Source organism: Streptomyces sp. 5-10, from assembly GCF_014712245.1.
Classification (GTDB): domain Bacteria; phylum Actinomycetota; class Actinomycetes; order Streptomycetales; family Streptomycetaceae; genus Streptomyces; species Streptomyces violaceusniger.
In genome coordinates, this window is sequence record NZ_JACVYG010000063.1 from 30350 (window position 1) to 57078 (window position 26729).

Sequence of the window (26729 nt, forward strand, 5' to 3'; positions counted from 1 at the left end):
GACATCTGTAGAGACCCCCAATACGCGTATAGAGGGTCTTCTCAGATGTCACTTTTTTTGACATGCCACGCTCGCGCGGTCCGTCCCGCTGTGGGTCAGGCTCCGGCCGTGCCGAATATCCCAGGTCCATCAGCGGGCAAAGGGTCGCTCATCAGCCGGATACCGGTGTAGACCCATCCCTTGCCAGCGCGGCGAACCTCCTCGACCTTTCCGCTGTCGCGCAGGTGGCGCTTCACGGATGAAGGGGAGAACTTAGCCGAGTTGTCGCCGTTGTTGTCACGCCAAATCTTCAGCTCAGCGTTGAACGTAGAGCGTCCGACTTCTGCACCCTCGCAGTAGTCGAAGAGTTCGCCCACAAGCTCCTTGAGGGGGTCTACGGCGTCCTTGTGGTGCTCTGTCGCAGCAATGACGCTGAGCGTGTCCCGGAGCCCGTCTGCGTAGTAGCGCATAGCTCCCTTGACGACCCACGCGGCTACTCCCGCTGCCTCGGGACCTTGAATTGTCGGCTCTAGGTCGGGATCACGCCGATTGGCGAACGACTCGCCGAATAGCACGGCCTTAGTCCGTGCCCACAGCGCAGCACCGCCCGAAGCGAATTCCGGTAGGTGATTCGTTGCGAGCACGATCGTAAACGTCGGCTCGAAGGAGAACACCTTACCCATGAGGTGGCGTGTGCTGACCCGGTCCCCACCGCTGAAGTTCTTCAACAGCGCGGTATTCATCGGTGTTCCGAGGTTGCCTTCCTGAGCGACGACCATTCGAGCCCCGCGCAAGCCTGCAATCTGCTCAGTGTGCGGAGCCTGCCCGCGTACGTTCTCGAACATGGAGAACTCTACTTCGCGGATGATCTCAGGGCCGAACACCTTTTGCATGGTGCGGACTGTGGTCCCCTTGCCATTACGGCCGTGTGCGCCGTACCAGACCCCTAGCGCATGCTCTCGGACTTCCCCAGTTACGCAGTAACCCAGGAAGGCCTGAAAGTAGCTCTGTAGCTCTTCGTCACCGGGGAAGATCTCTTCTACGAAACGCAGCCAGCGCGGGCATTCAGCGTCCGACGCGTAATCAACGCGTGCACATTGCGTCAGCATGTCGGCGGGATCGTGTGGCCTGAGTTCTCCCGTCCGTAGGTCTACAGTCCCGTTCTTGAACGTCAGCAAGTGCCGCTGTGCGTCCATGTCGTCCACACTGGCGTGAAACTCTCGCAGCACCGCCATCTCAGCGACGATGGCCTTTCGCTGAAAGTTGACGAGCATCTTACTCATCGCGGCTGAGGCCCAAGAGGTGTCCCCCGGGGCATCTACGATGCGCTTTGCCAGCACAGCCACAGCATCCGTGATGGCTTGCATGGCTGCGCCGTTGTCGCCGGTCGCTTCCCATACGCAGCCGTTCCAGCGGTACCAGCCGACGTGCTCTACGTACTTCAGCCGGTGGGCACAGTGGTCGGCAACGAACTTGGCGAAATGGACGTGCCGTACTTCGTCGCTGACGTCCAGTCGCACACGCTGCTTATCCCAGTAGCTCTCATCGAAGTGATTCATACGTGGCTCCGGAATCAATCGAGGAAAGCAGCGGCGGATTCGGCAAGGCGCATACTCTTCGCCTCGGTGCGTGCCTTTCTGGTGCCCGGGGGCTCTTCCCCGTTGCCCTCGTAAAGGTCCCGCTTGAACCGAGTCGCGTCTGCCTGCGCGGCTGCGAGTGCGAGCGTGGCGTGTACCTGAGCGCGGCTAACGAGTAGGGTTTCCCGCTCACTGCTTACGGTGCATATCGGAATCCCTGCCGCATTGGGGCGCGTTTCGGTGGCCTCAGCGATCAGTTCTTCAGCGCGCTGGTAGTGCTCATATCCGTTCATTGGTGGCGACTCCATAGAGAAAAGAGGAAACCCCCTTCATCGGGGAGATCTCATCGCCGGAGCCGCCAAGCAAGCGAAGAGACCTCAACCCGATGAAGGGGGTTGGGAGAGAGCACCGTATTAGGGCCCCGGTGCCGGGGCGTTCATGGGACCGCGCTGCTAAATCAAACGGCGACTCACGCGGAGCGGAGAGGGTCAAACCCTTTCGTCACCCTTTAAGTACCCGGCGGGTTGTCTGGTGTCAGCGAAGATGCGGGCCGGTGGCGGGAAGGCTGGGCTAGTGACGTTAGTGACGATGACGATGGGCGTCCGGGGTCGGTCTACATGTACATGGAGACCCCAATTCCTTTGGAATTCGTCACTAGCGTCATTATTGCTGGTCAGGCGACCGCAGTAAGAGGCACCTCAGTGACGTTTTGGTTCGCGCCCCGCTCTGTGCGCTGTCGGCTCGCGTCCGGCGCTGCCCGCACGGGTCGCGTCCCCAACGCCCTCTGTGGCCGTCTGCGGGCACGAAGCGGCCCCGCCCGGGAGAGTTCCCGGACGGGGCCTGACAGGCGCTCAGAACCGCGACCTCCGCGACATGTACGTCACCCATCCGCAAGGGACGACCGCAGCGCCGCAAGCTCCTCTATGGCCTCATTGAGCGGGCCATCGATGGTCATGCTCACGCGCGATGTGTCGAGCGAGCGCCAGCCGCCTTTGGTTCCTTTACGGAGCACCACGCGCGCCCCCGCGTCCAGCATCATGGCCCGCTTACCGGAGACGTCCTTGGCGTTCCAGTCGTCGGCGTACGTGCGGTCGGATGTACTGGTCTTCCGGTGCGCCGGTATGGCCTCCCGCGACTCCAGCTCGGCCATGCGCGCGTCGAGCTTGTCTGCGTGGCGCTGCCATTCTTCCTGCGCCGTCTTGGAGCGCTGTTTGCCGCGCTGGTCCAGGTGTTCCCGGTACTCCGCCCGCACGTCCTCCAGTTCGGGCCCTGGATCGTACCCGGCTACCTCGATGACCGTCACCACGCGTAGCGGACCCACCCGGTCAAGGAACTCCTTCGTAGCCCACTCGTCCAGCCATTCGGCCTTGACGGTGGTCGGCGCGGGACAGTCGATACCCCGAAGGTCCGCACGGCACACGTACTTGCCTTGATCCAGATACATATGCGTGTCGCATCCGGCGCAGTACATCACGTGGAACAGTAGTGCGTTGTTATCGCTGCGCTCCACGAACGGCATTGAAGTGTCGTCCAACAGCGCCTGTACCGCGTCGAATTCAGCGCGTGTCAGTATCGGCTTATCCGTGGCCATAACGGGGTTTCCGTCGGCGTCCCGTACGGGATTGCCCTTGTACATCTTCCAGCCCATGAGGTGCTCGCTGCGCAACAGTCGTTCGACCGTAGTGCCCGTCCATTTGAACTGCTCGTGCACCTCGGACTTACGGCCCTTTGCGGTTCCCGTCTTGCCCCCGCGTGACTTACCCCGCCGATCCGCCTTGAAGTCTCGCGGGGAAGGCTCTTCGGCCTCTTCCAGCAGTCGCGCTATTCCGGCGCGTGTCTTCTTGGCCTGTAGCCATTTGATCATTGATTCGATCACGGACACGCAGTGACCATTAGGGGCGAGGGTCTTGCCACCCCCCTCCAAGTCCACCACGTCGTATCCGTACGGTACGTGGCCGCCCCGGAAGCGCAACGGCATCTGCCGCATGGCCGCTTGAGCGCCGATCACACGGTCCCGGATGTTAGTGGCCTCGACTTCTGCGGCAAACGCGAAAACAGCCAGCAGGAACTTTGCCAGCGGATCCATGGGATTGCGGAAGTCGAATGACATCTGACCACCTCCGCCGATTCCCTCGGCGAACACGATCAGTTTCCGGTGTTCGGTGGCCCACTGCGCCAGCCAGAACATGTCTCCCATCGACCTGATCACACGGTCGAACCGCCATGCGGCCAGCACATCGAACTCGTCCGGCCGGGCCAGCCACGGACCTAGCTCGGGACGGTCGGCCGGAGCAGTCTTGCTTGCGCTGACGTCAAGATCTTCCGCCACGCGGTCACCAACGACCGCACCCAGGGACGCAGCAGCGGCATCGATGGCCGCGCGCTGTCGGGCAGGGCTTGTTGTTTCGTCCGTCAAGACACTCAGCCGGATGACTGCTAGCGCCCTGAGCTGCGGTGTTGGTGTCATGCGCCTCCGCTCTCGGCAGAACTAGTTTTCGAGAGTGTATGAGTCGCCGTAGACCTTCCACTTGAGCGGCGGCGTCAGGTCGAAGTTCTTCTCGTTGAGGAACTTCCGCTGCTCGGTGTCGACCCGGCTGGTGTCGCTGTGCGCCTCCTCGCTCTTCATGGCCTCCTTACGGGCGTCGAGGAAGGCGTTGAGGTAGGTGGTCTCATTGCCGCCCTGCGCCGGGGACTTGGCCTTGGACAGCGCGGTCTTACGGATGCCACCGAAGCTGTACTTGCTGTCGCCGGGGCCGTGCATCACGATCGCGTCGTAGTAGATGAACTGGCCGAGCGCGCCCAGGCCGTCGCCCTTGCCCTGCTTGACGGCCGGGTTGAAGTAGACGCGGTCGCGCTCGTGCTCCTGGGCGTCCTGGAACGCCTTGTCGGCGGCGACCTTCTTCCAGTCCTTGGTGAAGTTCGGGTCCAGGCCGTCGTGGGAGTCGCTTCCGTTGACCTCGCGCAGCGCGGGGAGGTACTTGGCCAGGACGTTGCCGGGCTTCTGCTGGGTGTAGTACTCGACGAGTTCCAGCATGTCGCCGGTGCCGGAGCAGAATCCGATGATGCCCGCGGTGTAGCCGCGGCCGTCGCCTATGTCCTCGATGTACTTGAACTGGGCGCGCCAGTCGAGCGAGGAGTTCTCGGCGCTGGAGACCAGCTTCATGGCGATCTCCTTCTTCGCCGGGTCGTCCAGGCTGCTCGCCGCCGCGGCCTTGTGTGCCGAGTGGGTGTGGCGCGCGTCCGACGAGGACGGCAGGTGGTCGGACGCCTGCCCGACCCCGACGCCGGTGAAGACGAGCGCGGCCGGTACCGCGACGGCCACGGCCGCGAGGCCGATCCTCCTGTGCAGGGGGGACATGGGGACTCCGTTCCTTGTCGACTGTGGGGGAAGTGCGCACGACCGCCCCAGGGCGCACCGGGGCAGCCCCGGACCCTGAGGCGATCCGTTAGGAACCTTTCCTAACCATTCAAGCGAGCGCGTCGTGTCCACCACAAGGGTTTCGACGCCATTCAGCGCCATTCGACAAAGAAGCAACCCGTGCCGTACCGCCTCGGGAGGCGGCTCCCAACTCCGGTGCTACGGCTGGGGGATGGGCATCGCGGGGTCCGCGCCGCCGGTCGCCCCGGGGCGCTTTCCGGCCGCCCCCGAAGCCCCCGCACCGGACGGTCCGGCGGGAACGGCCGGCTCGGCCGCGCCCTCGGCCGCGGCCGGCAGCTCCGTCACCGGCCGTGCCGCGATCGCCCGCCACCACGGCTCCAGCGGCAGCCCGTGCTCCGGCTCGAAGGGCTGGCCGGGACGCGGAACGGCCACGGTCGCCCCGGCTTCCTTGGCCGCCCTCACCGTGCCCTCGGCGGGCTCCTCCCACGGATGCGGGGCGAGGTTGAAGGTGCCCCAGTGGATCGGCAGCATGATCCCCCGCGCCGGGTCCCCGCCCTGGAGATCGAGATGGGCCCGCATGCCCTCCTCGGGGGTCATGTGGATGTCCGGCCAGTAGTCGGAGTAGGCACCGATCTGGATCATGGTCGCGTCGAACGGCCCGTACGCCGCGCCGATCTCCGCGAAACCTGAGAAGTAGCCGGTGTCCCCGCTGTGGTAGATCCGGCGCCCGGAACCGGCCACCACCCAGGAGGCCCACAGGGTGTGCTGGGTGTTGCGCAGCCCGCGCCCGCAGAAGTGGCGGGCGGGGGTGGCGGTGAGCGTGAGCCCGGCGACCTCGGTGGACTCGTGCCAGTCCAGCTCGGTCATCCGCTCGGCCGGGACGCCCCAGCGCTCCAGATGAGCCCCCACCCCGAGCGGGACGACGAACATCGCGTGGCTCCGCACCAGCGCCCGGATCGTGGGCATGTCCAGATGGTCGTAGTGGTCATGGGAGATCACCACCGCGTCCACCGGCCCCAGCTCCCGCAGCGGCACCGGCACCGGGTGCAACCGCTTGGGCCCCACCATCGAGAAGGGCGAACAGCGCCGGCCCCAGACGGGGTCGAACAGCACCCGCCGCCCGTCGATCTCCGCGAGCACGCTGGAGTGCCCCATCCAGGTCAGCCGCAGCCCGGAGGCGGGCGGGGTGGCGAGATCGGCGACGGTGGTGGGGTGCACCGGCACGGTCCCGGCCGGGGCCCGGCGGACGCGCTCCTCCTTGCGGAAGTAGGTGGACGCGAACTTCAGCATCGAACCGGACGGGGCGGTGCGGGCCCCCACCGGGTTGACGAACACACCGTTCGCGAAGTTCGGCGACCGTCGGATGCGCTCCATCCGCTCCCCGCTGGGATCCGCACCGAAGGCGGCGGGGCGCAGGGCGGCGGTGAGCCGGGAACGTGTCGGATGGGAGCCGGTCACGGGGCCTCCAGGGTGAGAGGGCGGGGGCACTCCAACGCGCGGTGCCGTTGGGCTGCAATGACACAACTCTTACGAGGGGTGACCTTGTTCCGCGGAGGCGGAGAAGGACAGCACCCGATGGTCCCCACCGGGCGGTAACCGAGGCGCTGGTAGAGGGCGTTGCTGGTGAGGTTGTCGAGATCGGCGAAGAGCAGGACCTCCTTCACCCCGGCGGCCCGCGCGGCCCGGCTCACGGCGGCCGTGGCGGCGCCCGCGTAGCCGCGTCCGCGCAGCTCGGGCGGGGTGTAGACCAGGGCGACCCGGGCCATGTCGGCGATCGTACGGCTGATCCCGGCGCAGGCCACCGGCCGGCCGTCGAGCTCCCACACCGTGATCCCGTCATGGCCGAGCTTGTCGTCCACCTGCGCCGCGACGTCGTCCATCAGCGCGGCGGTCTCGCGGGCGAACCCCTCGCACCAGGTGATCAGCCGCTCGCCGTCCCGGGCGAGGGTGCGGGCGGGCTCCCGGGCCACCTCGCCGGACAGGGGAGAGAGTAGCGGGGGTGCCAGCTGCTGACCGAGGAGTGAGCGTGAGGTCGTTTTAGCTCGATCGTGTGATGGTGGGTTGCCGGGGTTGCGGTGTTCCTTGCGGGCCGGAGTAGCGTGAAGTCGCGATCTGGGACGCCGGGTTCGGTGTCGGCGTGCGGGGCCCCTGCTCCACCGGAGTGATGGTTCAGGGCCTCCCTGTCGCCTCTGGCCGAGCCCATAGGCCAGGTCGCGCAGGGAACTGGCCTCCCGGGACCGGACCACGGACAGGATCCGTGTCACCGCCCCGGGGTCGAGTACGCCGGGGACCAGCACACCCAAAACCGTTCGGGGCGTGCCAGTGCCCGGGATCACTCCCGCGCACTGCTCAGGAACGGTAGGGCGGGGTGCACAGGAACGCGCCCTCCACCGGGCCCTCCCCGGCCCACCAGCCGTAGACCGGCGACTGATCGCCGCTCTGCCGCTGCCCGCCACCACCAGGCTGGCGTGCGGCGGCGGAGCGGCGCACCTCAATTTCCTCGCTTCCGACCGGACGGCCGCTCAGCGCCGGTCAGCGGCGATCGTTCAGCGTCGGCCGGTCAGCAGCTCAGGTTGGAGCCGGGGGTGGTGCCGAGTATCTGGACGAACCGCTGGTAGGCGTCTATTCGGCTCTGCACCTGACCGGGGTTGCCGCCGTTGCACTCCAGGCTGCCGTTGATCGCGCGGATGGTCTCGCCGAAACCGCGCTGGTTGACCATGGCGTCGTGCGGGGTCATGGAACCGGCCCCCCGCTGGGTGTTCCAGAACCACAGGGCGGTCTTCCAGGACACCGCGGCGTCCCGCTCCACCAGCCAGGGGTTGCCGAGCAGATCGATGCCGAGCGCGTCGCCCGCGGCCTTGTAGTTGAAGTTCCAGCTGAGCTGGATCGGCCCGCGGCCGTAGTACGCCGCCTGGCCCGCGGGGCAGCCGTAGGGCTGGTTCCAGTCGCAGTAGTGCGGGTAGTTGGAGGTGTTCTGCTCCACGATGTGGACCAGGCCGCCGGTCTCGTGGTTGACGTTCGCCAGGAAGGCGGCCGCCTCCTGCTTCTTGACGGTATCGCTGCCGGTGTTGGCGAAGCCGGGGTAGGCGCTCAGGGCGGCGGTCAGCCCCTGGTAGGTGTAGAACGAGTTCCGGTTCGGGAACATCTGGTTGAACTGCGCCTCGCTCACCACGAAGCCGCTCGGGTTCTGGCCATCGGAGCCGCAGTTGTAGGGCTCCCAGTACCAGGTGCTGATCACCGGGTCATAGCCCGGGTTGTCGTGCTCGGCGCGGTAGTACTTGCCGTCGGTGTACCGGACGATGTCACCGGTGACGTACGGCTTGCCCGCCACCCAGTTCGGGTAGTCGCAGGCCGCCTGGGCGGTCGTGCCCGCCGCCGAGGCTGAGGCCATGGGCATGACAAGCACACTCGCGCACACCGCCGCGGTCGCCGCGAGCGGCGCCAGAACACGTCGTCTCCACATGGGGCCGATCTCCTTCGTGTGGGGGGCCCTGGAACTTTGAGGGACACTCAAGCGGCTTGGTCTATACCAGTCAAGGTATAGACCAAACCTTTGTGCCGGGATGAGTAAACGGGCCGCCTTGGAGCGATTCCGGGCGTACGAAGGTGATCTGACCTGGAATCAGGTCTCGCGCTCGGGGCGGTAGGTGTCGGCGTCCACCCCGAAGGTCCAGGCGACGCCCTCGCGGGCGGTCCGGACCCGGGGCGGCACGCGCAGCCAGTACGTGCGGTGCGTACCGTCCGGCTCCGGCGTGGAGTTGACCACCTCGACCATCGCCACCGGCTCGTCCCCGTCCAGCTCGATGCGCCACAGGACGCCGGTCTCGTCGCGGTGCACCGGCCGCGCCCCGGACTCGTCGAGATAGCGCTCGTATCCGTAGTGCTCCAGCATCACCCGGCGCAGCTCCGCGTTCTCCTCCTCGCGGATGCGGTCCGGGGTCAGCTCGCCGAGCTCCTGGAGGAAGGCCGCGGGCACCGGCATGCCCCGCCAGGCGTACAGCGCGAAGCCGTCGGGGAAGGCGAGCGCGGGACCGTCGCCGCGGTCGAGACGGCCCGCCTCGTCGCGGTGCAGTTCGACCGGGCGCTCCGCCACGATCACGGCCTTCTCATACGGCCACCACCATCCGGCGGCGCGGGCGACCGCGGCGAGGCCGGCCAGCGGGTCGGACTCCGTCCCGTCCGCCACGGCGGCCAGCCAGGGCGCGTCGTGCTGGCCCAGCACCGCGTCCAGCAGGGCGAGCCGGACGGCCGTCCCCCGGCTCGAGTCCGGGTCCGGCGCCAGGGCCTCGACGACCCCGGTGCGGACGCGCTCGGTGAGGGCGCGGGTGACCTCCCACAGCGGCGCCGCCGCGAGCGCCCACCGCCCGGCCCAGCCGGCCGGGCCCAGGGCGTCGTGCAGCCGCTGCCTGGCGCGCGCCCACGGGTGGGTGCGCACGGCCTCCCGCACCGATGCGCCCACGCCGCCCGCGACCGGCTCGACCCCGGCCGCCCGCAGCGTGTCCGCCGCCCGCTCGGCGACCTCCCGGGGCAGCCGCTCCTCCTGCCCGGTCAGCAGCATCGCGGCCGCCGTGGCCGCCAGCGGGGAACCGGCCCACACGATCCGCTCGGGCGCGGTGAGCCCGGCCCGCTCATAGGCGCGGCGGAGGCCCGCCTCGGCCGCCTCGCGGTCGGCCGGGCCGGTGGCGGCGGCGACCGTGCGCCAGTGCGCCGCCCGGTCCTCGTCCGCGAGCGCGTCCACACCGCTCATGCCGTTCTCCACCGCTGTCGCCATCGCCATCGCCTTCGCCGTTGCCGTCGTCATCGCTCCGCTCCCCCGCTGTCAGTCCGCCACGACGCGCACGGCGCCCGGCACGTACTCCCGCTGGCGCACCACGCGGTACCAGCCCTTGGGCAGCGGTATCGCCGCGTGCTCCTCGTGCACCACCCGCCCGCCGTCGGGGAGATGGAGGTACGAGACGCCGAACGGGCCCGATTCGCGCACCAGCGTGCCCGGTCCGACCACCGCATGGGCGTGCCCGGTCACCTCGCCGAGCGCCAGCACCAGCCGGCCCCGCCCGTCCCTCGGCTGCCGCGGCAGCGCGTCGATGCCCCGCGGCAGCGCCTCCGCGGCCACCGGAACGATCAGGACGTCGCCCTGTCGGTACATGCCAATTCCCTTTCGCCGCAGCCCTGTTGGACCCACCGCGCCCCGCGGGGTCCGGTCGATGGTCATGACGTTAGGGGGAGGCACCGACAACGCCGTCCGGCAGCCCGGCGAGCACGCGCGGTCCGGCGGCGTCGTGGGGCGCCCGGCGTGGGGCGCCCGGCGTGGGGCGCCCTTCGCCAACGCCCGCCGGGGCGGCTGTCGGTGGCGCTTGGTACAACTCTTCGCACGCCATTCGGAATCAGGCACGCCCACGCGAACACATCAGGAGATACCGCTCATGTCGGTCTACCACCTGGAAGAACTGCACGGTCTTCCCGCGTTCGACTTCCCCACGCCCGGCCAGGAAGTCGTGCTGCCCGAGACGGACACCGTCGCCTGGCGGATCTCCTACAACCCCTATATCGACGAGGAGGAGGGCGGCTTCGACGGGCGTTTCCAGCGCTTCCTCACCACGGTGGCCCCCGCGCGGGTGCGAGCGCTGATCATCGGTATGTGGGGCGAGACCTACGACGGCGACGCCGACGACGCCATCGAGCAGCTCGTCATGGCCAAGGACCGGCTGACCTCGTTGGAGGCGGTGTTCATCGGCGACATCACCGCGGAGGAGTCGGAGATCTCCTGGATCCAGCAGTCCGATGTGACACCGGTCCTCCACGCCTACCCCGGCCTGCGCGAGCTGGGCATACGCGGTGGGAGCGGGCTGTCCTTCCCCGCCGTCGGCCACGCCGGCCTGCGTACGCTCCGCTTCGAGACCGGCGGGCTGCCCGGCGCGGTGGTGCGCGGGGTCGCCGCCAGCGACCTTCCCGCGCTCGAGCGCCTGGATATGTGGCTCGGCGTGGAGGAGTACGGGGGCGACACCACCGTCGCCGACCTGGCCCCGATCCTGAGCGGCGGCCGGTTCCCCGCCCTGCGCCACCTGGGCGTGCAGAACAGCGAGATCCAGGACGAGATCGCGGCCGCCATGGCGGCGGCCCCCGTGGTCGCCCAGCTCGAATGCCTCGACCTGTCCATGGGCGTGCTCGGCGACGAGGGCGCGGCGGCGCTGCTCGACGGCCAGCCGCTGACCCATCTGAAGTGGATCGATCTGGACCACAACTTCTTCTCCGCGCCCATGGAGCAGCGGCTGCGGGAGGCCCTGGAGCCGTCCGGGGTGAAGGTCGTGATGTCCGAGAAGGGCGACCAGGACGAGGACGAGGGCGAAGTGTTCCGCTACACGGCCGTCTCCGAGTGATGCCCATGCCACACCGAGAACCCGACCGGGAAGGTCCCCGCTTCGCCGTGGTCGGCAATGCGGGCGGCCGCCGGGTGGAGATGTTCACCGCCGCGGCCGTGGCCGCCGGACTGCCCGCGCCCCGGGTGCTGGCCTGGCGCGATGTGCTGACCGGCGGCGCCGTGTTCGAGCCCGCCGAGACCGTGCGGATCGACTCGCCGGGCGAGGACGAGGAGGTGGAGTGGCTGCTGCGCGGCGCCTCCGACCCCACCCGGGTCGAGGGCACCGGCCGCTGGTACGCGCGGTTCACCGAGGCCGTCCGGGGCGTCGCCGCGGCGGCGCGCTCGGCCGGGGCCACGCTGCTGAACGACCCCGGCGAGCTGGCCGTCCTGTTCGACAAGCGGCTGTGCCACGGGGTGCTGGACGGCGCGGGGGTCCCGGTCCCGCCCTCGCCGACCTCCGGGCCGCAGGCGCCGCCGGTGCGCGGCTGGGACGATGTGCGCGCGGCGCTCGGCACCTCAGGGCTGCGGCGCGCCTTCGTGAAGCCGGCCCACGGCTCGTCCGCGTCCGGGGTGCTCGCGGTGGAGACGGCGGGCCCCGGCCGGGTGCGGGCCACCACCTCCGTGGAGCGCACGGAGGACGGCCGGCTGTTCAACTCGCTGCGGGTGCGGCGGTACGAGAGCGAGGCGGAGGTCGCCGCGATCATCGACACCCTGGCGCCGGACGGGCTGCACATCGAGCGCTGGCTGCCCAAGGCCACCCAGGACAAGCGGGTGGCCGATCTGCGGGTCGTGGTGGTGGAGGGCAGGGCCACCCATGCCGTGGTGCGCACCAGCCGCTCCCCCATGACCAATCTCCATCTCGGCGGGGTGCGCGGCGATCTGGCCGCCGCGCGCGCCGCGGCGGAGGCGGCCGGGGTGGCCTGGAGCGGGGTGCTGGGCATCGCGGAGCGGGCGGCGGAGCGCTTCCCGCGCACCCTGTGCGTCGGGGTGGATCTGCTGCCCGGCCCGGGGTGGCGGCGGTTCGCCGTGGGCGAGGTCAACGCCTTCGGCGATCTGCTGCCCCGGCTGACCGGTCTGCCCGGCAGCGGCGCGGAGGGTCTTGACACCTACGCGGCCCAGGTCGCCGCCGTGCTCCGGGCCGGGGAAGGAGGCCCATCGCGATGCCGCTGTCTGAGCCCGATATGAACGAGGTGGTGGGCAGCCACGATCTGCTGCTGCTCACCCTCGACACCCTGCGCTACGACGTGGCGGCCGAACTGGCGGCGGCCGGGCGGACGCCGCACCTCAGCGCCCGGATGCCCGGCGGCGTCTGGGACGAGCGGCATGCCCCCGGCAGCTTCACCTACGCCTCCCACCAGGCGATGTTCGCGGGCTTCCTGCCGACCCCGGCCGCCCCCGGACCGCACCGCCGGCTGTTCGCGGCCCGCTTCGCGGGCAGCGAGACCACCGCGGCGGGCACCTATGTCTTCGAAACCCCCGATCTGGTGTCGGGGCTCGCGGCGGCCGGGTACCACACGGTGTGCGTCGGCGGGGTCGGCTTCTTCAACCAGCGGGGGCCGCTGGGCTCGGTGCTGCCCGGCTACTTCCGGGAGAGCCACTGGGAGCCTGAGTTCGGCGTCACCTCCCCCACCTCCTTCGAGGCGCAGATCGACCGCGCCGAGAAGGTGATCGCCGGACTGGACCCCGGCCGCCGGCTGTTCCTCTTCGTCAATGTCTCGGCGCTGCACCAGCCCAACTGGTTCCATCTGCCCGGCGCCACCCGCGAGGCGGGCGACACCCGCGCCACCCACGCCGCGGCCCTGGAGTACGTCGACCGCCATGTCGACCGGCTGCTGGCCGCCCTGAGCCGCCGCGGTCCCGCCTTCGCGATCGTCTGCTCCGACCACGGCACCGCGTACGGCGACGACGGCTACACCGGCCACCGGCTCGGCCACGAGGTCGTCTGGACCGTGCCGTACACCCACTTCTTCCTCGAGGCCCGATGAACATCAGCACGCTCGGTTCCACCGTCCGCCCCTACCAGTCGTACGTCTACGCCTATCCGCACAAGACCGCCTACCGGCCGCTGGTGGAGCGCCCCGCGCTGCGCGGGCTGTGGGCGGCCGAGCCGAAGGACGCGCTGTCGCTGTATCTGCACATCCCCTTCTGCGAGGTGCGCTGCGGCTTCTGCAACCTCTTCACCCGGATCGGCGCCCCCGAGGGGCTGGTGACGGCCTATCTGGACGCGCTGGAGCGGCAGGCCGGTGCGGTGCGCGAAGCGCTCGGCGAGGAGGCCCGGTTCGCCGCCGCGGCGTTCGGCGGCGGCACCCCGACGTTCCTGGAGGCGGCGGAGCTGGAGCGGCTCTGCGACATCGCCGAGAAGGGGATGGGCGCGGACCTGGCCGCCGTGCCGCTCTCGGTCGAGGCGTCCCCGGCCACCGCCACGGCCGACCGGCTCGCGGTGCTGGCCGGGCGCGGCACCACCCGGCTGAGCCTGGGGGTGCAGAGCTTCGTGGACGCTGAGGCGCGCTCGGCGGTGCGCCCGCAGCACCGGGCCGATGTGGAGGCGGCGCTGGGCCGGATCCGGGAGGCGGGCATCCCGGTGCTCAACATCGATCTGATCTACGGCATCGACGGTCAGACCGAGGACACATGGCGCCACTCCCTGGACGCCGCCCTCGCCTGGCGCCCGGAGGAGCTGTATCTCTACCCCCTCTATGTCCGCCCGCTGACCGGGCTCGGCCGTAAGGAGGCCGGGGAGCCGGCGGCGGAGGGGGACCCGGAGTGGGACGAGCGGCGGCTGCGGCTGTACCGCGCGGGCCGCGACCATCTGCTCGCCCACGGCTATGAACAGGTCTCGATGCGGATGTTCCGCGCCCCGGGCGCGCCCGCCACCGGCGGTGAGGACCACGCCTGCCAGACGGACGGCATGGTCGGCCTCGGCTGCGGCGCCCGCTCCTACACCTCCGCCCTGCACTACTCGTTCGACTACGCGGTCGACATGCGGGAGATACGCGGCATCGTCGACGACTATGTCTCCCGGCCCGCCGCCGACTTCGCCCGCGCCGAGCACGGCCGGTGGATGACCGGTGACGAGGCCCGCCGGCGCCATCTGCTGCAGTCCGTCCTCCAGGCCGAGGGGATGGCGGCGGCGGAGTACCGGGCCCGGTTCGGCACCGATCCCGCCGAGGACTTCCCCGCCGAGCTGGCCCGGTTCTCGGCACGCGGCTGGCTGGACCCGGACGCGGCCCCGGGACGGCTGCGGCTGTCCCCCGAGGGGCTGGCGCACTCCGACGCGCTCGGCCCCGAGCTGTTCTCGCCCGCCGTGCGCGCCGCCATGGCCGCGTACGATCTGAAGTGAGGGAGTCGGGTGTGGACTTGACCATTCTCTACCGGGGTCCGCTCGCCTCGTGCGACTACGACTGTCCGTACTGCCCGTTCGCCAAGCGCCGGGACAGCCCGGAGCGGCTGCGCGCCGACCGCGCCGCGCTGGAGCGGTTCACGGCCTGGGTGGCGGAGCAGACCGGCGACCGGCTGTCGGTGCTCTTCACCCCGTGGGGCGAGGGGCTGGTGCGCTCCTGGTACCGCCGGGCGCTCATCGAGCTCAGCCATCTGCCGCACGTCGCGCGGGTCGCCATCCAGACCAATCTGAGCTGCCGTACCGGCTGGACGGCCGAGGCCGACCCCGACACCCTCGCCCTGTGGTGCACCTACCACCCGGACCAGACGCCGTACGACCGGTTCCTCGCCAAGTGCCGGGAGCTGGCCGCGCGCGGGGTGCGCCACAGCGTCGGCGTCGTGGGGCTGCCCGCCCATCTGGACCAGGCCCGCAGACTGCGCGCCGACCTCCCCGAGCGGGTGTATCTGTGGGTGAACGCGGCCGAGGGCCATACCTACACCGACGCCGAGGCGGCCGAGTGGACCGCTCTGGACCCGCTCTTCGGCTACAGCCGCCATCCGCACCGAAGCGCCGGTCTGCCATGCCGGACCGGCGCCTCGGTGATCTCGGTGGACGGCGACGGCACGGTGCGCCGCTGCCATTTCGTCCCCGCCGAACTGGGCAATCTCTACGACGGGTCGTACCGCGCGGCGCTACGGCCCCGCCGGTGTCCGCTGGCGGTCTGCGACTGCCACATCGGCTATGTGCACCTGGAGTCGCTTCCGCTGTACGACGTGTTCGCGGGCGGTGTGCTGGAACGCGTCCCGGCGCCGCCCCCGCCGGTCACTTCATGGTCGGTCGGTCACACTGTTTCCCCCTCGCTCCCCCTGGTCACGATGAGCGTCACGGGTCCGGACGTCACGGAGGACGTCACAGAAACAAAAAGTCCGCCTCCCCGGCCTTCGCCCCCTGGATGAAGCGTTTCATCTCCAGATGGGTGTAAATCAGGGCCGGTCCGTCCGGATCGGTCGACTGGCGCAGCGCCACCCGTCCGTCCTTCAGTCTCATCGCCTCGACGCAGCTTCCCCCATTGCCACCGCTCCACGGCTTGTGCCAGCCCTCGCTGCCGAGGTCCCTCGCCGGCATGCCGCTGTAGACGCGGCTCCCGCATATGCGATCCATCGTTCAGATCTCCTTGCGAATGCGACTCAGAATCGCCTGAGTCGTCTGTGCAGGCGCGGCCTGCGCGCACATCCGGTCCAGGGCCTCCAGGAACGCCGATACGTCATCGCGCTGGTCGAAGTAGGAGCCGCTGACGAGCGTCTCCGTATACGCGATATCGGGCAGCTCCGGGATCGGGAACCGGAAGATATGGAAGGGGCCGTACATCGCCGGGTGCGGACCGGCGTCGAACGGCATGACCTGTAGCCGGATATGAGGAGCCTCGGCCTCCTCGATGAGCCGCGCGATCTGGGCACGCATGGTCTCGGCACCGCCGATGGGGCGGCGCACCACCGTCTCGTCCATGACCACCCACAGCATCGGCGGGTTGTCCCGGGTGAGCAGCGCCTGGCGCTCCATGCGCAGGGCCACGTTGCGCTCGATCTCCGTCTCGGGCGCGTGCGGCATGCCCGCGCGGAGCACCGCGCGGGCGTAGTCCTCGGTCTGCAGCAGCCCGGGGATGTAGTGCGGCTCGTAGGCCCGGATCAGATTGGCCTCGACCTCCAGACTGACGAAGGTGTTGAACCACTCCGGCAGGACGTCCCGGAACCGGTGCCACCAGCCGGCCTTGTTGGCCTCGCGCGCGAGGGAGAGGAACCCCTCGACCTCCTCGGGGTCGGTGACGCCGTACGTCCGCAGCAGCTTCTCGACGTACGGGAGCTTCAGGCCGACCTCGGCCTTCTCCATCCGCCGGATCGTGGCATGGGTGACGTCCAGGGCGCGCCCGGCCTGTTCGAACGACAGCCCGGCCTTCTCCCGAAGGTCCTGGAGCCGTTTGCCGAGCACGACTCGCAGGACGGTCGGGGCTCCGCCCGCCCGCGCATCCGCCACTACCGTCCCCCTCCAAGTACCTTCACGACACAGCAGTCTGGCATGGGCTCAGCATTCCGAACAGCCTGCGCTTGCGATTCTGTAATTTACAGATTGAACCTTGCCATACGCGAGTGTGACAGAGCATAGTGTCGGCGTGGCTCCTTCCTATGAGGCTCTCCGGTTAGGGCGCGGCGGCACCGTGGTCGCTCCGCCCCGCCACGACGTGTTTCGTCTGCCGGCGCTGAGCACGTCCGTCGCCGAGGCGAGAAGGCATGTCGTCCGGCGGCTGGGCTCATGGGGCATCGACCAGGACACCCGGGACAGCGCGGAGTTGATCGTCTCCGAGCTCTTCACCAACGCGGTGCGCCACACCTCCAGCGAGGACGTTCGCTGCTCACTCCAGCTCATAGGCACCCGGCTGCGGCTGGAGGTGGCCGACCAGGGCTGTGCGCGCACGGTGCCGGAGGCCCGGTCGGTGAGCGCGGACCAGGAGGGCGGCCGCGGGCTGATGCTGGTGGAGGCCATGTCGGAGGCCTGGGGGGTCAGGCCGAACCAGGGGGGCGCGGGCCGCGCCGTCTGGGCCTACCTGGCGGTCTAGCGGCCCTGCGGCGGCGACACGACGTACGCGGGCGGTGCCGAGGGAATAGGGGCAGCGACAGCGCACCGGGCGGTCAGCCTCGGGGCGCCAACGGGGGTCTGCCCCTATTCCTCCGGGACCGCTTCGGGTCACGGATCGTTCAGGGCCTGTGTCATATCCCCGGTCGGATCAGCGTGCGTGCCAGGCGCCGCACGCCCGGCCGGGGATATGACACAGGCCCTCAGGGCCGCAGCGGCAGCAGATCCGGCCGCTTGGGCTCCACATGGTCGCCCGACGACTCTCCGCGCAGCCGTCGGCCGATCCAGGGCACCAGATATTCGCGCGCCCAGTGGATGTTGTCCCGGCGCACCTCGGCCGCGGTGCGCTGCCCCTCCGGGGGCCAGGGCTGATCGGGGTCGGCGGGGACCTCCAGGCCGAGCACCTGACCGGCCCTCAGCGCGACCCGGGTGTGCCCGTCCGGCGACAGATGCAGCCGGTCGGCGTCCCAGGCCCGGCGGTCCTGCACCGAGCGCAGCGACCACAGGTCGAGCACCGGGCAGCCGTGGCGGTCGGCGATCGCCCGCACATGCGCCGTGTACGTCGCGATCTTGCCCCGCAGATGGCGCAGCACCGGCACCCCTCTGGTGTCGAAGCCGGTGCACAGCAGCACCGTCCCCACCCGCGCCACGAGGTCGGCGACGGCCGCCTCGTAGCGCTCGGCCACATCGTCGGGATCGCTGCCGGGGCGCAGGATGTCATTGCCACCCGCGCAGAAGGTGACCAGATCGGGGCCGAGTTCGATGGCGCGGGGCACCTGCTCGGCCACGATCTGGTCAAGGAGTCGACCGCGTACGGCCAGATTGGCGTAGCGGAAATCGTCGTGGGGTCGTTGGTCGGACAGCAGGACGGCGAGCCGGTCGGCCCAGCCGACGAACACCCCGTCAGGACCGGGGTCGCCGACGCCCTCGGTGAAGCTGTCCCCGACGGCTGCGTACGACCCGATGGAACCGTTGCTGAATCTCTCCTTATCGTCTGCCACGTCGGGACATCATTCACCCGATGGCGTGACTTACGCCACCGTAACCAGGGCTTGACGTGGGGTGATCAATCCCACCCGGTCAGTTTCGGCGAAGGTGGAATACGGCGGCGTCCAGGTCGCCGCTCAGCCCGGTGCGCAGGCCCCGGTGGGCGAGCACCGCTCCCCGGTGCACCTCCCCGGTCTCCAGGTCCCGGTAGGTGGCCGCCGGGTCGAGCCCGCGCAGCCGCAGCGGAGGCTGTGCCCGGCCGTGGTGCTGCGCCTGGAGCCAGGCCAGCACCACGGTCTCCGCGCCCCGGACGTAACTCACCGCGCTGAGCCCGTCGCCCTCCGGCGGCCGCAGCCGGTACAGCTCACCGTGCTGGACGACCGGGCGCACCCGCTTGTAGAGCGCCACCCAGTCGCGGGCCTCGGCGAGTTCGGCCTCGCTCCAGCGGGTCAGATCGCCGCCCACGCCCAGCACCCCGGCCATCGCGCTGACGAAGCGGAAGCGCAGCGAGCTGACCCGGGCGTTGCCCATGGCGTTGGGGCTGTCGGTGACCCAGGCGGCCATCACCCGGGCCGGGTGGAGCTGACCGAAGCCGTGCTGGATGGCCAGCCGGTCCAGCGGATCGGTGTTGTCCGAGGTCCACACCTGGTCGGTCAGGCCCAGGACGCCGAGGTCGATCCGGCCGCCGCCGCCCGAGCAGGACTCGAAGGCGACGCCCGGGTGGGCGGCGCGCAGCCGCTCCAGCAGCTCGTACAGCCCGCGTACGTGGTCGATCCACAGCCGCCGCGGATAGGGGTCGCCGGGCCAGCCGGGGTCCGTGAAGGAGCGGTTGAAGTCCCATTTCACATAGTCGATGGGCGCGCCGCTCAGCAGGGTGTCCAGCCGCTCCCACAGATGGGCGCGCACATCGGGGCGGGCGAGGTTGAGCACGAGCTGGTTGCGGAACTCGGTGCGGGCCCGGCCGGGGTGGTGCTGCACCCAGTCGGGGTGGGCGCGGTAGAGGTCGCTGTCGGGGTTGACCATCTCCGGCTCGACCCAGACGCCGAACTGCATCCCGAGCGCGTGCACCTCGTCGGCCAGCGGCTTCAGCCCGTGGGGAAAGCGGTCCGGGTTGGGCGTCCAGTCGCCGAGCCCGGCCCGGTCGCTGGTGCGTGCCCCGAACCAGCCGTCGTCCACCACGAACAGCTCGACGCCCATGTCGGCGGCCAGCCGCGCGAGCGAGCGCTGCCGCTCCTCGCTCACCTCGAACTCGGTGGCCTCCCAGGAGTTGTAGAGCACCGGCCGGGACCGGTCGGCACCGGGGATCACATGCGCGAGCTGCCAGGCGTGCCAGGCGCGGCTCGCGGCCCCGAAGCCGCCGTCGGTCCACAGCCCGGCGAAGACGGGCGTGGTGAAGGACTCGCCGGGCGCGAGGAGCAGCTGGCCCGCGTCGTCGTGGCCGACCCCGCCGACCGCCTGGACGGCGCCGTCGCCCAGCAGCTGGACGGCGATCCGCCAGGCCCCGGACCAGGCGAGCGCGCAGCTGTGCACCTCGCCGCTCTCCTCGGTGGCCTCCCCGCCGTCCAGCGCGATCCAGGGCAGATGGTGATGGCTCGTGTGGCCCCGGCGGCTGCCGATCACCTTCTCGCCGGGGGTGAGCTCGGCGCGGGCGAGCCGGCTCTCGGCGGCCCAGCGGCCGTGCAGATGGGACAGCCGCCAGCGGTCGCGCGCCGGGAGCGACCAGGCGGCGGAGTCGGCCCGCAGCAGCTCCACCGGCTCCTGCCCCGCGGTGCCGGTGTGGGCGAGGGTGGTCCAGCGCTCGACGACATCGCCGTCGTCCCGCATCCGGTAGTGGAGGGTGATGCCGAGGTGGTGCAGCGGATCGTGGAAGCGCAGCCGCAGCTCCTCACCGGTGCCGGGGTCGAGGACGGTGCCGCCGTCGAAGCGCCACTCGGTGCCGCGTACGCCCCCGGCGTGTACGGACAGGGCCGGGCGTGCGAAGCGCGGGCCGCCCTCCACCGGGTACTCCTCGCGCCCGTCCAGCGGTGATTCGAACGGCCAGTCCGGCGGCCCCGGCTCGGCGGCGAGGGCCTCGGCGTCCTCGACCGCGATCCGCGGCCCCCAGTGGAGATGGAGCAGCTCATCACGGTCGGTGAGGTGCAGGGCATAGCTGCTGTGCTGCCCCGAGAGCACCCAGAGCCGACCGCTTCCACCGGTTTCGATCATCGCACTCCCCAATTCTCCACAGGTATCGACATGATCGGGGAGGGCGGGTGGTGCGGCAATGCCCGCACCCTCACGAGACCGATTGCCCGGTGCACCCATGTCGTATGGTCAGCTTCAGCCGCCTCGTCGACGAGCCGCGTCGGCGGCCGATGGTGAAGGAGAGCCCGTGACGCAGCAGTCGCAGTCGCCGCAGGTCCCCCAGGCCGAAACCCAGCTGGTGGGGGTACGCAATTTCCGTGATCTCGGTGGACTGCCGGCTGCCGACGGCCGCCGCGTACGGCCCGGAGTGCTGTTCCGCAGCGGCCATCTCGCCCATGCCACCGAGGCGGACACGGCCTACCTCGACTCGCTCGGCCTGCACACCGTCTTCGACTTCCGCAACGCCGCCGACATCAAGCTGGAGGGCCCGGACGTCACGCTCCGCGGGGTCCGCAACGTCAACCTGCCGCTGTCCGACCCGGCCGACGGCGCCGGGTTCTGGAGGATGGTCCGCGAGGGCGATCTGAAGACGCTGCGCGAGCTGCTCGCCGAGGGCCGGGCCGAGAAGCGCATGATCGGCTCCTACCGCTCCATCATCACCACCCGGCTCGTCGAGCACGGCCGGATCCTCCGCGATATGGCCGAGGACAGCTCACCGGTGCTGATGCACTGTTCGGCGGGCAAGGACCGGGCCGGGCTGTCCATCGCGGTGACCCTGCTGGCCCTCGGCGTCGACCAGGAGGCCATCGAGGCCGACTACCTCGAGTCGGCGGCCGCCCACCGGCGCTACAAGATCTGGCGCAAGGGCGATCCGGGGGACGGCTCCGACCCCATGTCGCCCGAGGTCATGGCGCTGCTGCTGCCGCTGTTCGACGCGCGCGCCGAATATCTGGCGGCGGCCTTCACGACCATCGAGGAGACCTGGGGCGGCACCGAGCGCTATCTCACCGAGGGGCTGGGCCTCGCCCCCGAGCAGCGCGACCGGCTCCGGGAACGGCTGCTCACCGGCTGACGCGCTTCACGGGCTAGGGGGTGTCGACGGAGCTTGCCGCCTGCGGCGGGCTGCTCCCCTCCCCGCCCCTTCCCTCAACTGGGGCTGCGCCCCAGACCCCGGGGTCCAGGGGCGAAGCCCCTGCCACGCGGCGGAGCCGCATATCGCGAGGAGGGAAAACGGGGCTCACCACATGGTGTCGGCCCCGGGCTCCGGGTCGGTGACCCAGCCCGCCGTCAGCACCAGACCGGTGGCGCGGTGCACGGCCAGGAAGCCGAACGGCCGCTCGTACCGCACGCTGATCAGCTTCGCCGTCCGCTGCGGCGGCGCCGAACCGGGCGCCATGGCGAACGCGGTCACCGCCGCCGCCCGGAAGCCCTCGGCGCTGAACGAGGCGGTCATGGACTGCTCCGCCGAGGACAGCGCCAGCGCGGCGGGGCTGATCCCCGGAAAGTGGCCGCGCGCGGTGTCCTGGGTGGTACGCAGCCCGAACAGCGCGGCCCGGCGCAGCAGATCGTGCCGCGCCGCCACGGTGAACTGCGGGGTGGTGAGCGTCGCCCGGGGTGTGGGGTCCCAGCTCGCGACCTGCGTCACCCGGACCCCGGGCCCGGCCTCGCCCGGCGGCAGCGCCGAGCCGGGCCATCCCTCGTACCGCCCGGCCACCGCGCCGATCCCGGCCTCCAGCACCTCGCCGCCCGGGGCGTCCTCGGCGCCGAGGACCAGATGCACATCCAGCCCGTTGCCGCCCGCGACCCCGGACAGGGTGAGCGGACCGGCCGGGGTGTCGGGGACGACCCGCAGTGCCCCGTCGAGGTCGTCCGTGGACCGGGTGAGCCCGGCCAGCGATCGGTCCCGCCAGGGGCCGCTCGTCGGCCTCATCCAGCCCGGCTGGAACGGCTGGAGCCAGGCCGTCTCGACCGTGAGCGCTCCGGCCAGCACCAGCCGGGTGTCGGGGGTGAGCGGCACCGGCATCTCGGTGATCGCGCCCCGGGTGCGCCGGGACGCCCAGCCGTCCAGCTCCTTGCGGTCGCGCTCGGCGTCCCCGGTCAGCGTGGCACGTACGCCCGGGGGCAGCGCGGCCTCCCACTCGGGCCGGATCGGCAGGTCCTGGCGGGTCCATAGCCCGGCGGCCGCGTGGACACCGTCCATGGCGTCCAGCGCCCCGAGCAGCCGCCCGCCGAGCGCCGTCGCCCCGTCCGCGCCGACGCCCAGCGCGCCCTCCAGCTCCTGACGGGCCGGGCCGTCGGCGCCGCCCGCGAGCAGGGCGAGCAGCGGCCAGACCCCGGTGGCGGCGAAGGCCGTGCCCTCGTCCGCCACGACCGCCCGCGCCCACCGCGCCGTCATCGTGTTCACGGCCTCTACGGCGGTCGCGTCGATCATGCGGGGTCCCCCATCGGTCAGCGGCCTGCCACCGCCTGTTTGACGAGCGTCCGGCCGAAGTCCCAGATCAGGCCGCCGCCGTCGTGTGCGTCGTCCATGACCGCTGTGAACGCCTCGACGAAACGGTCCACTTCCCGCTCGCCGATGATCAGCGGCGGGATCAGCTTAATGACCTCCAGATGGTCGCCGGACACCTGGGTGAGGATGCGATGGCGCCGCAGCAGCGGGACGACGACCATCTGCGCGAACAGCCCCTTGCGCGCCGCCTGGAGCATCGTCCACCGGCCGCGCAGCCCCAGTGAGCTGGGTCTGCCGAACTCGATGCCGATCATCAGCCCCCGGCCGCGGACGTCGTGCAGCAGCTCGTAGCGGTCCACCAGCGCGGCGAGGCGGTCGCGCAGCAGCTCGCCGGTGCGGCGGGCGTTGGCCACGACCTCCTCGTCCTCCATGACGGCGAGGACGGCGAGCCCGGCCGCCATGGCCTGGGCGTTGGAGCCGAAGCTGGCGGAGTGGACCAGCACCCGGTCCATCGACGAGTAGACCTTTTTGAAGATCCAGTCCTTGCCCAGGGTCGCGCCGACCGGCACATAGCCCCCGGAGAGGGCCTTGGCCACGCACACCAGATCCGGTTCGACGCCGTCCTCGTGGCTGTAGGCGAAGAAGTCCCCGGTGCGGCCGAGGCCGGTCTGCACCTCGTCCGCGATGAGCAGGGCCTTGTGGCGGTGGAGCAGCTCCTGCGCGGCGCGCAGGAAGCCGGGCGGGGCCTCGTGCACCCCCTTGCCCTGGATGGGCTCCACCACGAACCCCGCCACGTCCCCGCGCGCCAGCTCCCGCTCCAGCGCGTCGAGGTCGCCCAGCTCGATCGGGGTGTCGGGCAGCAGCGGGTCGAACCCCTTGCGGAAGCCGTCCTCGCCGTTGACCGACAGCGAGCCGGTGGTCAGCCCGTGGAAGGCGTGGGCGCAGTACAGGACGCGCGGCTTGCGGGTGGCGTAGCGGGCGAACTTCAGGGCCGTCTCGACGGCTTCGGTGCCGCTGTTGCCGAAGAAGACCCGGTCCAGGTGCGGGGCGTGGGTCAGCAGCCGCTCGGCCAGCAGACCGGGCAGCGGCTGGCAGTCGAAGCGGGTCAGATCGGCCAGGTCGGCGTCCAGGACGTCGTGCAGCGCCTTGCGGACCACGGGGTGGTGGCGGCCCAGGCCCATCACCCCGAAACCGGCGAGCATGTCGAGGTAGTCCTGGCCCTCGTCGTCCCAGAAGTACGCGCCCTCGGCCCGTTCGTAGACCTTGTCGAAGCCGATGGTGCGCAGCATCCGGGGCAGCTGGTGGTTGAGGTGCCGGGTGTGCAGGTCGTACCGCTCCGACGCGCGCTCGGCCAGCAGCTTCCCGAGGTCGAAGCCCGAACGCCGCTGCTGCTGCTCGGCTGCTGTCATGCCTGGCTCTCCTTGGCGGCGGCGGTACGGGCCCCGGCGGCCGTACCGGCCCGGGCGGCGGTACGGGCCTCGGCGGCGGCGCCCGCCCGCTCCGGGTGGGCCGCCTCGATACGGGTCAGGGCCGCCCCGATCCGGCCCGCGATCTCGGCGGGGGTGAGCCCGATGTCGGCGAGCACCTCCCCGCGCTTGGCATGCGCCAGGAACGCCTCGGGGATGCCGAACGTCCGCACCGGCAGGTCGACTTCGGCGTCCCGCAGCGTCTGGGCGACCGCCGCGCCCACCCCGCCGGTGCGCACATTGTCCTCCACGACCGCCACCAGCCGGTGGCGCGCCGCGAGCCCGGGCAGCTCGGGGTCGACGGGCTTCACCCAGCGCGGATCCACCACCGTGCAGCCGATGTCGCGCCCGGCCAGCAGCTCGGCGGCGCGCAGCGCGACGGGGGCCATGACCCCGGCGGCCACGATGAGGACGTCCTCGCCCCGGCGCAGGACGTCCATCCCGCCCACCCGGTCGATCGCCGGAATCGGCTCCCCCACCGACTCCTTGGGGAAGCGGATGACGGTCGGCGCGTCGTCCACGTCGATCGCCTCGCGCAGCTGGGCACGGAGCTGGTCGGCGTCGCGCGGGGCGGCGATCCGCAGCCCCGGCACCACCTGGAGCACGGACATGTCCCACATGCCGTTGTGGCTCGGCCCGTCGGTGCCGGTGACACCGGCCCGGTCCAGGACGAAGGTCACCCCGCACTTGTGCAGGGCGACATCCATGAGCAGCTGGTCGAAGGCGCGGTTGAGGAACGTGGCGTAGACGGCGAGGACCGGATGGAGTCCGCCGGTGGCGAGCCCGGCCGCCGAGACCGCCGCGTGCTGCTCGGCGATGCCCACGTCCCACACCCGCTCGGGGTACGCCTCGGCGAAGCCGGCGAGGCCCACGGGGTGCAGCATCGCGGCGGTGAGGGCGACCACATCGGGCCGCTCGGCGCCGATCCGCACCATCTCCTCGCCGAACACCGAGGTCCAGGAGCGGCCGCCGGAGGGGGTCAGGGGCGCGCAGGTGAGCGGGTCCATCGCGGCCACGGTGTGGAAACGATCCGCCTCGTCCTCCAGCGCCGGCCGGTAGCCGCGCCCCTTCTCGGTGAGGCAGTGGACGAGGACCGGGCCGTGGAACCGCTTGGCGCGGCGCAGGGCCGACTCGACCGCCTCGGTGTCATGGCCGTCGATGGGGCCGACGTACTTCAGCCCCAGGTCCTCGAACATGCCCTGCGGCGCGAAGGCGTCCTTGAACCCCTTCTTGGCGCCGTGCAGCGACCCGTACAGCGGCTGGCCGACCACGGGGGTGCGCTGCAGCACCTCCTTGCCCCAGGCCAGGAAGCGCTCGTAGCCGTCGGTGGTGCGCAGGGTGGCGAGGTGGTTGGCGAGCCCGCCGATGGTCGGCGAGTAGGAGCGCTCGTTGTCGTTGACGACGATGACCAGCGGACGGTCCCGGGCGGCGGCGATGTTGTTGAGCGCCTCCCAGGCCATTCCGCCGGTCAGCGCCCCGTCCCCGATGACGGCCACGACATGGTCGGTGCGGCCGTGCACCGCATTGGCCTTGGCGAGGCCGTCGGCCCAGCCCAGCACGGTGGAGGCGTGGCTGTTCTCGATGATGTCGTGCTCGGATTCGGCGCGTGACGGATAGCCGGACAGCCCGCCCTTGTGGCGGAGCTTGGAGAAGTCCTGGCGGCCGGTGAGCAGTTTGTGGACGTAGGACTGGTGGCCGGTGTCCCACAGGATGCGATCGGCGGGTGAGTCGAAGACGCGGTGCAGGGCTATGGACAGCTCGACCACGCCGAGGTTCGGTCCGAGGTGGCCCCCGGTCCTGGCCACCGCGTCGATCAGGAACTCTCTGATCTCCTGGGCGAGCGCGGCCAGTTCGTCAGCGGTCAGCGCCTTGAGGTCGTGCGGGCCCCTGATGTTCTCCAGCAACGGCACGGTAGGTTCCCCTCCTCGGTGTATCAGCTCACGGTGACGTCCGGGGTACCCGGCGGGACCCCCTCGTCCTCCATGCGCCGCGCGATGTTCATGGCCTCGTCGATCAGGGTCTCCACGATCTTCGACTCCGGCACGGTCTTGATGACCTCGCCCTTGACGAAGATCTGCCCCTTGCCATTGCCGGAGGCGACGCCCAGGTCCGCCTCGCGCGCCTCGCCGGGGCCGTTGACGACACACCCCATGACCGCCACCCGCAGCGGAACCTCCATGCCCTCCAGACCGGCCGTGACCTGGTCCGCGAGCTTGTACACATCCACCTGCGCCCGACCGCACGACGGACACGAGACGATCTCCAGCCGCCGCTGCCGCAGATTCAGCGACTCCAGGATCTGGATCCCGACCTTGACCTCCTCCGCCGGCGGCGCCGACAACGACACCCGGATCGTGTCCCCGATCCCCTCACTCAGCAGCGCACCGAACGCCACCGCCGACT

25 protein-coding genes are annotated in these 26729 nt (G+C 70.7%); 7 read left to right on the forward strand and 18 right to left on the reverse strand.

From position 1 onward, the window contains the following. Positions 1 to 95 precede the first annotated feature (95 nt). The 10 genes from IEJ02_RS41285 to IEJ02_RS41330 all read right to left on the reverse strand — a co-directional run bounded on the left by IEJ02_RS41285 (position 96) and on the right by IEJ02_RS41330 (position 10081). Complete coding sequence (locus IEJ02_RS41285) at positions 96 to 1538, reverse strand: DNA primase family protein (RefSeq protein WP_191069478.1); 1443 nt, start codon at positions 1536 to 1538, stop codon at positions 96 to 98. A 14-nt stretch (positions 1539 to 1552) separates the two neighbouring features. Continuing rightward, a complete protein-coding gene (locus IEJ02_RS41290; protein ID WP_191069479.1) occupies positions 1553 to 1849 on the reverse strand; it encodes a hypothetical protein in 297 nt (98 codons plus the stop codon). Positions 1850 to 2436: 587 nt separating this feature from the next. Beyond that, positions 2437 to 4023 carry a recombinase family protein gene (locus tag IEJ02_RS41295; protein WP_223865302.1) on the reverse strand — a complete coding sequence of 529 codons (1587 nt, stop codon included), beginning with the start codon at positions 4021 to 4023 and terminating at the stop codon, positions 2437 to 2439. 21 nt (positions 4024 to 4044) lie between these two features. Then, a complete protein-coding gene (locus IEJ02_RS41300) occupies positions 4045 to 4914 on the reverse strand; it encodes a chitosanase (protein WP_191069480.1) in 870 nt (289 codons plus the stop codon). Positions 4915 to 5133: 219 nt separating this feature from the next. Next, positions 5134 to 6393 carry an MBL fold metallo-hydrolase gene (locus IEJ02_RS41305; RefSeq protein ID WP_191069481.1) on the reverse strand — a complete coding sequence of 420 codons (1260 nt, stop codon included), beginning with the start codon at positions 6391 to 6393 and terminating at the stop codon, positions 5134 to 5136. After that, positions 6390 to 6905, reverse strand: a complete 516-nt coding sequence (locus IEJ02_RS51220; RefSeq protein WP_370467209.1) for a GNAT family N-acetyltransferase — start codon at positions 6903 to 6905, stop codon at positions 6390 to 6392. Before IEJ02_RS51220 ends, IEJ02_RS41305 begins: the two co-directional genes overlap by 4 nt. Positions 6906 to 7284: 379 nt before the next feature. After that, complete coding sequence (locus IEJ02_RS41315) at positions 7285 to 7425, reverse strand: hypothetical protein (RefSeq protein WP_191069482.1); 141 nt, start codon at positions 7423 to 7425, stop codon at positions 7285 to 7287. A gap of 70 nt (positions 7426 to 7495) precedes the next feature. Further along, on the reverse strand, positions 7496 to 8398 hold the full coding sequence (locus tag IEJ02_RS41320) for a glycoside hydrolase family 19 protein (RefSeq protein ID WP_137980258.1): 903 nt from the start codon (positions 8396 to 8398) through the stop codon (positions 7496 to 7498). Between the two features lie 159 nt (positions 8399 to 8557). Next, on the reverse strand, positions 8558 to 9682 hold the full coding sequence (locus IEJ02_RS41325; RefSeq protein ID WP_191069496.1) for a DUF6745 domain-containing protein: 1125 nt from the start codon (positions 9680 to 9682) through the stop codon (positions 8558 to 8560). A gap of 72 nt (positions 9683 to 9754) precedes the next feature. Then, on the reverse strand, positions 9755 to 10081 hold the full coding sequence (locus IEJ02_RS41330; protein ID WP_137980257.1) for a DUF8820 family protein: 327 nt from the start codon (positions 10079 to 10081) through the stop codon (positions 9755 to 9757). 277 nt (positions 10082 to 10358) lie between these two features. Here IEJ02_RS41330 and IEJ02_RS41335 point away from each other — a divergent pair, with 277 nt between their 5' ends. The 5 genes from IEJ02_RS41335 to IEJ02_RS41355 are packed head-to-tail and all read left to right on the forward strand — an operon-like array spanning position 10359 to position 15628. Beyond that, the gene (locus IEJ02_RS41335; protein ID WP_191069483.1) at positions 10359 to 11312 is read left to right on the forward strand and encodes an STM4015 family protein; all 954 of its coding nucleotides are present in this window, start codon (positions 10359 to 10361) and stop codon (positions 11310 to 11312) included. A gap of 5 nt (positions 11313 to 11317) precedes the next feature. After that, the gene (locus IEJ02_RS41340; protein WP_191069484.1) at positions 11318 to 12478 is read left to right on the forward strand and encodes an STM4014 family protein; all 1161 of its coding nucleotides are present in this window, start codon (positions 11318 to 11320) and stop codon (positions 12476 to 12478) included. Beyond that, positions 12475 to 13278, forward strand: coding sequence for an STM4013/SEN3800 family hydrolase (locus IEJ02_RS41345; protein ID WP_191069497.1), 804 nt, complete (start codon positions 12475 to 12477; stop codon positions 13276 to 13278). The genes IEJ02_RS41340 and IEJ02_RS41345 overlap by 4 nt, the downstream gene beginning before the upstream one ends. Beyond that, positions 13275 to 14633 (forward strand): STM4012 family radical SAM protein, encoded by a 1359-nt coding sequence (locus tag IEJ02_RS41350; protein WP_191069485.1) that lies wholly within the window; start codon positions 13275 to 13277, stop codon positions 14631 to 14633. Before IEJ02_RS41345 ends, IEJ02_RS41350 begins: the two co-directional genes overlap by 4 nt. 11 nt (positions 14634 to 14644) lie before the next feature. Continuing rightward, on the forward strand, positions 14645 to 15628 hold the full coding sequence (locus tag IEJ02_RS41355) for an STM4011 family radical SAM protein (RefSeq protein WP_191069486.1): 984 nt from the start codon (positions 14645 to 14647) through the stop codon (positions 15626 to 15628). Here the strand turns inward: IEJ02_RS41355 and IEJ02_RS41360 are convergent. Then, entirely contained in the window at positions 15582 to 15833 is a 252-nt protein-coding gene (locus tag IEJ02_RS41360) for a DUF397 domain-containing protein (RefSeq protein ID WP_137980253.1), read from the reverse strand. The two genes, IEJ02_RS41355 and IEJ02_RS41360, sit on opposite strands and share 47 nt — an antisense overlap. Positions 15834 to 15836: 3 nt before the next feature. Next, positions 15837 to 16703, reverse strand: coding sequence for a Sco1979 family transcriptional regulator (locus IEJ02_RS41365; RefSeq protein WP_137980252.1), 867 nt, complete (start codon positions 16701 to 16703; stop codon positions 15837 to 15839). 136 nt (positions 16704 to 16839) lie between these two features. On the opposite strand from IEJ02_RS41365, the gene IEJ02_RS41370 reads away from it, so the two are divergent. Further along, complete coding sequence (locus IEJ02_RS41370; RefSeq protein WP_275562483.1) at positions 16840 to 17283, forward strand: ATP-binding protein; 444 nt, start codon at positions 16840 to 16842, stop codon at positions 17281 to 17283. Positions 17284 to 17503: 220 nt separating this feature from the next. On the opposite strand, the gene IEJ02_RS41375 is transcribed toward IEJ02_RS41370, so the two are convergent. Both IEJ02_RS41375 and IEJ02_RS41380 read right to left on the reverse strand, forming a co-directional pair. After that, positions 17504 to 18301 carry an SGNH/GDSL hydrolase family protein gene (locus IEJ02_RS41375; RefSeq protein WP_191069487.1) on the reverse strand — a complete coding sequence of 266 codons (798 nt, stop codon included), beginning with the start codon at positions 18299 to 18301 and terminating at the stop codon, positions 17504 to 17506. A 79-nt stretch (positions 18302 to 18380) separates the two neighbouring features. After that, the gene (locus tag IEJ02_RS41380) at positions 18381 to 20492 is read right to left on the reverse strand and encodes an alpha-galactosidase (protein WP_191069488.1); all 2112 of its coding nucleotides are present in this window, start codon (positions 20490 to 20492) and stop codon (positions 18381 to 18383) included. Positions 20493 to 20658: 166 nt separating this feature from the next. Here IEJ02_RS41380 and IEJ02_RS41385 point away from each other — a divergent pair, with 166 nt between their 5' ends. Next, entirely contained in the window at positions 20659 to 21483 is an 825-nt protein-coding gene (locus IEJ02_RS41385; RefSeq protein ID WP_191069489.1) for a tyrosine-protein phosphatase, read from the forward strand. A gap of 165 nt (positions 21484 to 21648) precedes the next feature. Here the strand turns inward: IEJ02_RS41385 and IEJ02_RS41390 are convergent, their stop codons facing one another. From IEJ02_RS41390 to IEJ02_RS41405, 4 genes are all read right to left on the reverse strand, one after another. Then, complete coding sequence (locus IEJ02_RS41390) at positions 21649 to 22842, reverse strand: serpin family protein (RefSeq protein ID WP_191069490.1); 1194 nt, start codon at positions 22840 to 22842, stop codon at positions 21649 to 21651. A 17-nt stretch (positions 22843 to 22859) separates the two neighbouring features. After that, a complete protein-coding gene (locus IEJ02_RS41395) occupies positions 22860 to 24269 on the reverse strand; it encodes an aspartate aminotransferase family protein (protein ID WP_191069491.1) in 1410 nt (469 codons plus the stop codon). Continuing rightward, complete coding sequence (gene dxs / locus IEJ02_RS41400; protein WP_191069492.1) at positions 24266 to 26236, reverse strand: 1-deoxy-D-xylulose-5-phosphate synthase; 1971 nt, start codon at positions 26234 to 26236, stop codon at positions 24266 to 24268. Before dxs ends, IEJ02_RS41395 begins: the two co-directional genes overlap by 4 nt. A 23-nt stretch (positions 26237 to 26259) precedes the next feature. Next, a partial coding sequence (locus tag IEJ02_RS41405; protein ID WP_191069493.1) for a flavodoxin-dependent (E)-4-hydroxy-3-methylbut-2-enyl-diphosphate synthase occupies positions 26260 to 26729 on the reverse strand: 470 nt, incomplete at its 5' end.